The sequence below is a fragment of the Peptostreptococcus stomatis DSM 17678 genome (assembly GCF_000147675.1).
GTDB classification, from domain to species: Bacteria; Bacillota; Clostridia; order Peptostreptococcales; family Peptostreptococcaceae; genus Peptostreptococcus; species Peptostreptococcus stomatis.
Genome location: NZ_ADGQ01000056.1, coordinates 102,449 through 111,163, shown reverse-complemented (window position 1 = coordinate 111,163; position 8,715 = coordinate 102,449). Strand labels below are relative to the sequence as shown.

8 protein-coding genes are annotated in these 8,715 nt (G+C 39.1%); 7 read left to right on the top strand and 1 reads right to left on the bottom strand.

The window, feature by feature from the left end; all coding sequences use genetic code 11:
• Positions 1-146: 146 nt before the first annotated feature.
• Positions 147-1,508, bottom strand: coding sequence for a UDP-N-acetylmuramate--L-alanine ligase (gene murC, locus HMPREF0634_RS05540; RefSeq protein WP_007789691.1), 1,362 nt, complete (start codon positions 1,506-1,508; stop codon positions 147-149).
• Between the two features lie 333 nt (positions 1,509-1,841).
• Here murC and purR point away from each other — a divergent pair, with 333 nt between their 5' ends.
• The 7 genes from purR to pth all read left to right on the top strand — a co-directional run bounded on the left by purR (position 1,842) and on the right by pth (position 8,697).
• Positions 1,842-2,675, top strand: a complete 834-nt coding sequence (purR, locus tag HMPREF0634_RS05535) for a pur operon repressor (protein WP_007789735.1) — start codon at positions 1,842-1,844, stop codon at positions 2,673-2,675.
• A 372-nt stretch (positions 2,676-3,047) separates the two neighbouring features.
• Positions 3,048-3,698: a C39 family peptidase gene (locus HMPREF0634_RS05530; protein ID WP_007789686.1), complete on the top strand. Its 651-nt coding sequence runs from the start codon at positions 3,048-3,050 to the stop codon at positions 3,696-3,698.
• A 78-nt stretch (positions 3,699-3,776) separates the two neighbouring features.
• The gene (gene glmU / locus HMPREF0634_RS05525) at positions 3,777-5,168 is read left to right on the top strand and encodes a bifunctional UDP-N-acetylglucosamine diphosphorylase/glucosamine-1-phosphate N-acetyltransferase GlmU (RefSeq protein WP_007789657.1); all 1,392 of its coding nucleotides are present in this window, start codon (positions 3,777-3,779) and stop codon (positions 5,166-5,168) included.
• Positions 5,169-5,267: 99 nt separating this feature from the next.
• Positions 5,268-6,224, top strand: coding sequence for a ribose-phosphate diphosphokinase (locus HMPREF0634_RS05520; protein WP_007789733.1), 957 nt, complete (start codon positions 5,268-5,270; stop codon positions 6,222-6,224).
• Between the two features lie 190 nt (positions 6,225-6,414).
• Positions 6,415-7,479 (top strand): type IV pilus twitching motility protein PilT, encoded by a 1,065-nt coding sequence (locus HMPREF0634_RS05515; RefSeq protein ID WP_007789688.1) that lies wholly within the window; start codon positions 6,415-6,417, stop codon positions 7,477-7,479.
• A complete protein-coding gene (locus HMPREF0634_RS05510; protein WP_007789758.1) occupies positions 7,470-8,120 on the top strand; it encodes a prepilin peptidase in 651 nt (216 codons plus the stop codon). Before HMPREF0634_RS05515 ends, HMPREF0634_RS05510 begins: the two co-directional genes overlap by 10 nt.
• Positions 8,121-8,136: 16 nt before the next feature.
• Positions 8,137-8,697, top strand: a complete 561-nt coding sequence (pth, locus tag HMPREF0634_RS05505) for an aminoacyl-tRNA hydrolase (RefSeq protein ID WP_007789635.1) — start codon at positions 8,137-8,139, stop codon at positions 8,695-8,697.
• Positions 8,698-8,715: the final 18 nt, after the last annotated feature.

Sequence of the window (8,715 nt, the reverse complement as noted above, 5' to 3'; positions counted from 1 at the left end):
TANACAACCTAAAGTTAAGGTTTTAATTCGTACCCTTGTTTTTTGGGTATAAGATTATTAGATTGAGCATTATCAAGAAAGCTATTTGCTATATTAACTAGGCTTGTATATATAGCAAAATCCACAAATAATTCCTTAAAGTAAGATTACTTGTCTTTAAGCTCTAAAAGGGCTTCTGCCACCCTGTTGATAGGTCCTGCCCCACAAGTCATAAAGACATCATTTGGTCCCAACTTGTCCTTGATATAGTCTACTATTTCATCAAATGTTGGCAGGTAGATAGCGTCAACATTGTTTTGGTATAGGCTCTGGACCAGGTCTTTTGATGATATATCGCCAGGGTCTTTTTCTCTGGCAGCATATATATCCGTAACTATGACCTTGTCTGCTGAATAGAAGGCTTCAGAAAACTCCTTAAACAGACTCTTAGTCCTAGAGTAGGTATGAGGCTGGAAGGCCACCCAAAGTTTCTTGTCTCTTAAATTCTTTGCGGCAGCCAGGGTAGCCTTGATTTCAGTTGGGTGGTGGGCATAGTCGTCTATTACCAGGGCATCATTATAATAGCCCTTCTTTTCAAACCTCCTGCCAACACCGTGGTATTCTAAGACTGACTTTCTAATTGTGTCTACGTCTATATCCGATACTATGGCGGCCAAGATAGCAGCTGTAGCATTGTAGATATTGTGTAGGCCGTACACAGATAGGTGGAAACCTCCCAGGTTTACCCCCTTATATTTTAGGTTGAATATGGCATAGCCATTCTCATCATACCTGATATCAGATATGATGGCATCATTGTCAGGGTTCTGACCAAACCTGATTATATTAGCACGGACATCATAGACTATGTCCTTGGTATTTTCGTTATCACCATTGATTATAAAGTAACCACTTTGAGGTAGGAGTTTACCAAACTTGTTGAAGGAAGCCTTGATTTCATCCAGGCCTGAAAAATAGTCTAGGTGGTCCTCTTCAATATTCAAGACAATTCCAATCAAGGGGTTAAAGCTAAGGAAGCTATCAACATACTCGCAAGCTTCAGTTATAAAGTGCTTGGAGTTTCCTATCCTAACATTACCACCTATGGTACTAAGGTTGCCACCAACCAATACAGTTGGGTCAGTCTGGGCATAGTCAAAGATAGTTGATAGGATACTAGTGGTAGATGTCTTACCATGAGTACCTGCAACTGCTATAGAATTCCTGTATTCCCTCATTATCTGGCCTAAAAATGCAGCCCTGTTTATCAAGAGAATGTTCTTATTCTTGGCCTCTACCAGTTCTTCATTGTCATCAGATATGGCAGCTGTATAGACTACCATATTTATATCATTGGATATATTTTCCTTTTTCTGACCAACATATATAGTAGCTCCTAGGCTCCTAAGATGGTCTAGAAGGTAGGAATCCTGGGCATCAGAACCGGATACCCTATATCCCTTGTTTAGACAAATTTCTGCCAGGGCACTCATATTAATGCCACCTATACCGATAAAATGTATGTTCATGTATGTGTCACCTCTCCTTATTTAAAAAACTCTAAAAATATTTGTTTAAAATATACAATATGAACGTTTTATATGTTATAATTAAGGAACGTTCACTATGTATCTGGTTTTTTAAGCTTTTAACAAGATTAGAAACCGTATAATGTATATTATAAATAAAATAAAGTTTTTATTCCAATAGCTACATTATACCATAAAGGGTATGTGTGTGCTAGTTTGATGTGTTTAAAAGAAATTGTTCGATAAGGAAAGTTTATTATATAAGGTTTACCGTGAATATTTAAGGAAATACTTAAGAAAAAGAAGAGATAACTATATAGAAATGGAGGAATCATGAACAAATTTAAAAGAAATGAGCGTATTGGAGCCATTGTAAAAATCCTATCTGACAACCCAAACAAGATTTTTACCCTAAGCTTTTTTACTAGCCAGTTTAATGCTGCCAAGTCCACTATTAGTGAGGACCTTATAGTGGTTAAAAATGTATTTGAAAAACTACAGCTTGGTAGGGTAGTGACAATATCCGGGGCTGCTGGTGGCGTCAAGTATATACCTAAGACATCTAAGGAAGAAAATGAAGAATTCCTTTACCAGTTGTGTGATAGGATAAAGGAAGAGGGTCGTATCCTGTCAGGTGGATTTTTATACTTGATAGACTTGATATATGATCCAAGTGTTGTCTACAAGATTGGTGAGATATTTGCCTCTAATATAGACTATAGCCAGGCTGACTGTGTAGTTACCATGGAGACTAAGGGTATACCTATGGCCCTTATGACTGCCAAGGCTATGAACCTACCACTTGTAATAATCAGGAAGAATACCAAGGTATCTGAAGGACCAACAATTAGCATGACTTATGTGACAGGTTCATCTTCAAAGATAGAGACAATGAGTCTTCCAAGTAAGGCCTTAAAGCCAGGTAGCAAGGTTATAATAATAGATGATTTCATGCGTGGTGGCGGTACTATCAAGGGTATGACTGAACTGATGAAGGAATTTGATGCCGAGGTGGTGGGGACTGGAGTATTTATCTCAACTATCCATCCTGAAAACAAGCTGGTTTCTAACTATATTTCACTATTGGAGTTAGACACTGCAAATAATGAGGTAATAGTATATCCTAACCTAAAGACATTTAACTCTGAATACCACCCTCAGGACTAGTTTGAACGGCTTTATAGGGGAAGGGTCAGAATTTATAAAATACAAAAAATAAAAGTTTATGGGCGTTCCACTTGCTTTTGCTTATTTGACAAGGGCATTTGGGACGCTATTATGTTGAAAAAAATTATCCGATTAAGCTTTAATTTATATAGGGGGTATAGACTAGAGAAATATACTTGATAAATTTTACCTGCATACTTGGATTTTAAGTTCTTAGGAATCCTATATATTAATTACTAAGGAAATATGATGTTCTCTGGTTATCAGTGGGCTGATGTAAAACTTAGACCTCCAATAGGGTATGCAAGGACTAAACCTAAGTGAGTATGCAAAAACCTTAAATTTTTAAAGTAAATAGGAGTGATATAGAAGATGAAATTTATTAGAAAATTGCTAGTCCTGGCAATTCTTGTCATGGTGGCAGGAGGAGCCTTTTACCTGGTTCCAACCAGGTATCTAAATGTAAGGGCAGCCTACCAATACCCCAATATGCCAAATGGTTGTGAAGTAACATCTTTGGAGATGCTTATGAATTATGAGGGCTTTGATGTATCCAATGAGACCCTTGAGGCCTACCTGGCCAAGTCAGGTTACAGTAATGGAGACCCCAACAAGGCCTATATAGGTAGTCCCTACAGCAGGGCTGGCTTTTATTGTTATCCAGGTCCCCTAGCATCCTGTGCCAATACCTATTTTTCTAATCAGGGTGTGTCAAGGCAGGCCAAGGATATAACAGGAACCAACCCATTTGGCCTACTTAACTATGTGATATTTAAGAAAAAACCTGTGGCTGTATGGTATACCTTGGATGACAAGGCCCCTGCCTACAGTGACAGAACATACAGGGATGTAAGTGGACAGGAAGAGAGACTCTACAAGAACCTCCATTGTGTGGTAGTAAATGGTGTGGACAAGGGTATGGTCAATATAATAGACCCTATTAGGGGTTATAGGAAGGTTAACTTCCTTGAATTTTCAAAACTATATATGCAGATGGGACAAAGGGCCCTGGTCTTAGAATAAATCTACCAGAATTGAGATGAAAAATGCCCAATATATGATATAATAATTTTATTAACTAAAAGTGACGGAGGATAGGATATGAAAAAGGCAATAATATTAGCGGCTGGCAAGGGTACTAGGATGAAGTCTATTCACCCTAAGGTAGTTCACCAGGTGTGTGGTAAGGCAATGGTAAACCATGTGATTGATGCAGCTAGGTCTGCTGGTGTAGGCGAGACAGTAGTTGTCTTAGGTCATGGTATAGATGAAGTAAGGGCTACAGTAGGAGAAGATGTTAAGATAGCTGTTCAGACAGAACAGTTGGGTACAGGTCATGCGGTTATGATGGCTGATGAATATATGGGTCTAGACGATACTATAATGGTCTTGTGTGGAGATACTCCACTGATTGAAGCGGATACCTTGGAGAAGTTTTTTGCCTTCCACGATGAGGGTGGCTATGCAGTGTCTGTATTGACTACGGCAGTTGATGACCCAAGAGGTTATGGCAGGATTATCAGGGATGACCAGGATAGATTACTTAGGATAGTTGAGCAGAAGGATGCCAATGACCAGGAAAGGGCCGTAAAGGAAATAAATTCAGGAATCTATTGTTTTAATGGCAAGTATTTAAAAGAATCCCTAGCCAAGGTAGACAACAACAATGCCCAGGGAGAATACTATTTGCCTGATACTATAGAACTTATCAGGAATGCTGGTGGTCTAGCAGGTGCCTACCAAGGTGCGACTATAGAGGAACTTATGGGTGTAAACTCCAGGCTACAATTATCAGAGGCTGAAGCTACAATGAGAAAGAGGATCAATGAAAGGCATATGGTAAATGGTGTAACAATTATAGATGTAGCATCTACATATATAGACGCAGATGTTGAAATAGGAAGTGATACCATAGTTCTACCGGGTTGTATGCTGACTAGGGGGTCTAAGATAGGTTCGTCTTGTAAGATAGGACCACATACGAGTATAGAAAATTCTACAATAGGTGATAATACAAGTGTCAAGAAGTCTGAAGTAATCGATGCTAGGGTTGGTGACAATACTAATGTAGGACCATTTGCCTACCTAAGACCAAAGGCAGATATAGGCAATAACTGTAAGATAGGAGACTTCGTTGAGGTCAAAAATGCTAGCTTTGGTGACGGTTCAAAGGCATCTCATCTTTCATACATAGGTGATGCTGAGGTTGGCAAGAATGTAAACATAGGTTGTGGAGTTGTCTTTGTAAACTATGATGGAAAGAACAAGTTTAGGTCTATAGTAAAGGATAATGCCTTTGTAGGATCAAATTCAAACCTGGTAGCTCCGGTAATTGTGGAAGAGGATACCTTTATAGCTACAGGTTCTACTATCACTGATGATATACCGGTTGGTTGCCTGGCGATAGCTAGACAGAGACAAGAATTAAAGGTAGGCTGGGTAGAAAAAAAGAGGAAAAGAGACGCGGAAAACTCTGTAAAGAAAGATAAATAAGATAGGCAAAAATAGATGAATAAAGGTAAATAATATGTTATAATTAGAATAGAGTGTAAAAAATAAGTTAAGTATTACTTTTTAGGAGGTTTGTGTATTATGAGTTGTTACAATAGCCATAAGATGAAGCTTATAGCTGGTAACGCGTCTAAGGAGTTAGCTGCCAAGATTGCGGGTAAGCTAGGACTAGAACTAGTTGATTGTCAGGTTAATACATTTAGTGATGGTGAAATAGCCGTTACAATAAATGAGACTATTAGAGGATGCGACGTTTTCGTTATCCAGTCTACAAATAGTCCTGTAAATAACAATTTGATGGAACTATTAATATTGATAGATGCCCTTAAGAGAGCATCTGTAGGAACTGTTGCAGCAGTTATTCCATACTATGGATATGCTAGACAGGATAGAAAGGCTAAGGCAAGAGACCCAATTACTGCTAAGCTAGTAGCCAACTTGATTACAGCAGCAGGAGCAGACAGAGTCCTTACTATGGACCTACATGCAGGTCAGATCCAGGGTTACTTTGACATACCAGTTGACCACCTATTAGGTGGAAAGATATTGGCTGACTATTTCTCAAAGAAGCTGTCAATCGATGACCTGGTAGTTGTATCACCAGACCTGGGTAGTGTTACAAGGTCTAGAAAGTTTGCCAACAACATTAGCAAGGAAGTGCCGATTGCAATAATTGACAAGAGAAGACCTAAGCCAAATGTAAGTGAGGTAATGAATATTATCGGTGAAGTAAAGGGTAAGAATGTAATCCTACTTGACGATATGATAGATACTGCAGGAACAATAGTAAATGCAGCAAATGCCCTTAAGAAATTTGGTGCTAAGGATGTATATGCTTGTTGTACACATGGTGTATTATCCGGTCCGGCTATTGAAAGAATAGAAAGCTCAGAAATTAAAGAATTGATAGTTCTTGATACTATAGAACTTCCAGAAGAAAAGAAGATAGATAAGATTAAAGTCATGTCAGTAGCAGGTGTATTTGCAGATGCTATTAACAGGATTTATACTTGTGATTCAGTAAGTAAGCTGTTCTAGTATCAGTTTATTTTTGAAATATAAAAATTCATAACAACAACAGAAAAACTCAAGTTAGCTTGAGTTTTTTTGTTGGAAAAAATTAAGATTGGATGGAAAATTATAAATCTGACTATAACTTGCTAATTTTGCTCCTTTTGTACATAAGATTAAAAGTAACCTATGTGCAAATAATGAGGAGGAAACTAAAATGCTAGACTATATAAGGAACTTAGATAATGTAGACTATTCGGATATACATATAAGGGAGGGAAAAAATCTGGCTTTGAGGCAGGCTGGAAATATAGTAAAAACAGACAAGATGATATCCCATAGTGATATAGTAGAATTTATGGAGGGTGTCGGGCGCAAGGATATCTTAGACAGGCTTAAAACCAGGGGTGAAGTTGATTTTTCGGTGGAGATAGGGGTCTTAAGGTTTAGGGGCAACCTATTTATGCAGAGGTCAGGCCTAGGCCTAGTCCTAAGAAAAATTAATAGCCATATCAGGACCCCTGAAGACCTGGGCCTACCTGGTATTGTTACTGACTTTGCCAGGATGTCAAGTGGCCTGGTCCTAATAACGGGACCTACAGGGTCAGGAAAGTCCAGTAGCCTGGCAGCCATAGTAGATTATATCAACAGGAATTTTTCAAAACATATAATCTGCATAGAAGACCCCATAGAGTACTACTATGAGGACAAGAAGTCTGTCATTAGCCAGAGGGAGTTGGGTATGGATTCAACCTCCCTTGAAAATGCCCTCAAGTATTCCCTGAGGCAGGACCCAGATGTGATAGTGATAGGAGAAGTTAGGGATGAGGAGACAGTAAAGATAGCCATGAGGGCGGCAGAGACAGGTCACCTGTGTTTTTGCACCCTCCACACCTTGGGGGCAGGGGCAAGTGTAGAAAGACTCATAGATATGTTTGACCCAGCTGACCAGGGTAAGGTAAGGTCCCAATTGGCCATGGTCTTGAGGGGGGTAGTATCCCAACAATTGATACAAACAAAAGAGGGGAGAAAATTGGTGGTGGAGGTCCTCTTCTGTGACAAGTCTACTGCCAATATATTAAAAGAGTCCAAGACAGACCAACTTGCCAACTATATACTTACAAACAAGTCTAGGGGGATGGAGTCTATGGATGAAAACCTGTTGGCCCTTTATGATTCTAACCTGATAGACCTAGACAGCCTCCTAGACCATGCCCTTGACCAGGACTACCTTATGAAAAAGAGGGGCAGGACCAGGGAGGGTTATGGACTATGGGACTAGTGTATTCTGGGCTGACCTGCCTATTGCTGGCTATATTAACAATTTATCTCCTAGAGGACAAGGGGATTGACACAGGGTTACAAGAAAGAATATGCCTATTTGGCCTTATCTCTTTATTCATCCTATATAATAGCTACTATGGGCCTGTAGAAGACTTCTTGTATAACTGCAGGATTATTTTTATGGTGCCTTTTTTGATAAGTATATCCATAGTTGATGCTAGGACTAGATGGGTATTTGATATAGATGTGGTGGGAGGAACCCTGGTTAGTCAACTTATACTAGGTTTGAAAATATTGGAAATTTTACTTGATAAGGTAAATGATGTAGATAAAATTGGCTTATTGCTTTATAATAATATAATAGGCTTAATGCTACTAGTTGGTCTGTCTTATGGTCTTTATAGGTTGACCAAGGGGATAGGAATGGGAGACGTCCTGGTATTTGCCATGGTTGGGACCATGGGTGGGTGGATGGACTCTCTGATGGTATTTTTCATGTCCTTTATAAGTGCTGGCCTTTACTGTGTAGTAATTTTGATAAATGGGATAAATACTGGAAAAAGGGACGGTTTGATAGCTTTCACTCCGTTTATTTCTATTGGATTTATAGTTACATATGAAGTAATTAAACTTATTTAGGAAGGATTAAGAAAAAATGTATATAATAGTGGGGCTAGGTAATCCAGGCAAAAAATATGAGCATACTAGACACAATGCCGGTTTTGATGCCTTGGATATCTTGGCAGAGGAATACGGTATAAAGATTGATAAGATAAAGCACAAGGCCTTGATAGGCGAGGGGAGGATAGGCAGCGAAAAGGTGGTTTTGGTAAAGCCACAGACCTATATGAACCTAAGTGGCGAATCTGTCCAGAGCGTATTTCAGTTTTATAAGGTGGATATGGACCACCTAATTGTAGTATATGATGATATTGACCTGGATATAGGCAAGCTGAGGATTAGGAAAAAGGGGAGTGCTGGTTCCCACAATGGTATGAAATCGATAATCAAGTGTCTGGGATCTCAGGAATTTCCAAGGGTTAGGGTAGGCGTATCAAGGCCTGACCCAAATAGGGATTTGGCTGACTTTGTCTTATCTAGGGTTTCCAAGGACCAGGCTGAAGATATGAAGTCAGGCCTAGAAAAGGCAGTTAAGACTGTCGAAGAAATCATTAGGACTGATATAGATATGGCCATGAACAAGTATAACGGTTAAAGTGTGGTGTTGAGATAA

Coding starts and splice junctions, on each gene's coding strand:
- glmU (WP_007789657.1), top strand. CDS start 3,777: ATGAAAAAGGCAATAATATTAGCGGCTGGCAAGGGTACTAGGATGAAG.
- HMPREF0634_RS05520 (WP_007789733.1), top strand. CDS start 5,268: ATGAGTTGTTACAATAGCCATAAGATGAAGCTTATAGCTGGTAACGCG.
- HMPREF0634_RS05530 (WP_007789686.1), top strand. CDS start 3,048: ATGAAATTTATTAGAAAATTGCTAGTCCTGGCAATTCTTGTCATGGTG.
- pth (WP_007789635.1), top strand. CDS start 8,137: ATGTATATAATAGTGGGGCTAGGTAATCCAGGCAAAAAATATGAGCAT.
- murC (WP_007789691.1), bottom strand. CDS start 1,508: ATGAACATACATTTTATCGGTATAGGTGGCATTAATATGAGTGCCCTG.
- purR (WP_007789735.1), top strand. CDS start 1,842: ATGAACAAATTTAAAAGAAATGAGCGTATTGGAGCCATTGTAAAAATC.
- HMPREF0634_RS05515 (WP_007789688.1), top strand. CDS start 6,415: ATGCTAGACTATATAAGGAACTTAGATAATGTAGACTATTCGGATATA.
- HMPREF0634_RS05510 (WP_007789758.1), top strand. CDS start 7,470: ATGGGACTAGTGTATTCTGGGCTGACCTGCCTATTGCTGGCTATATTA.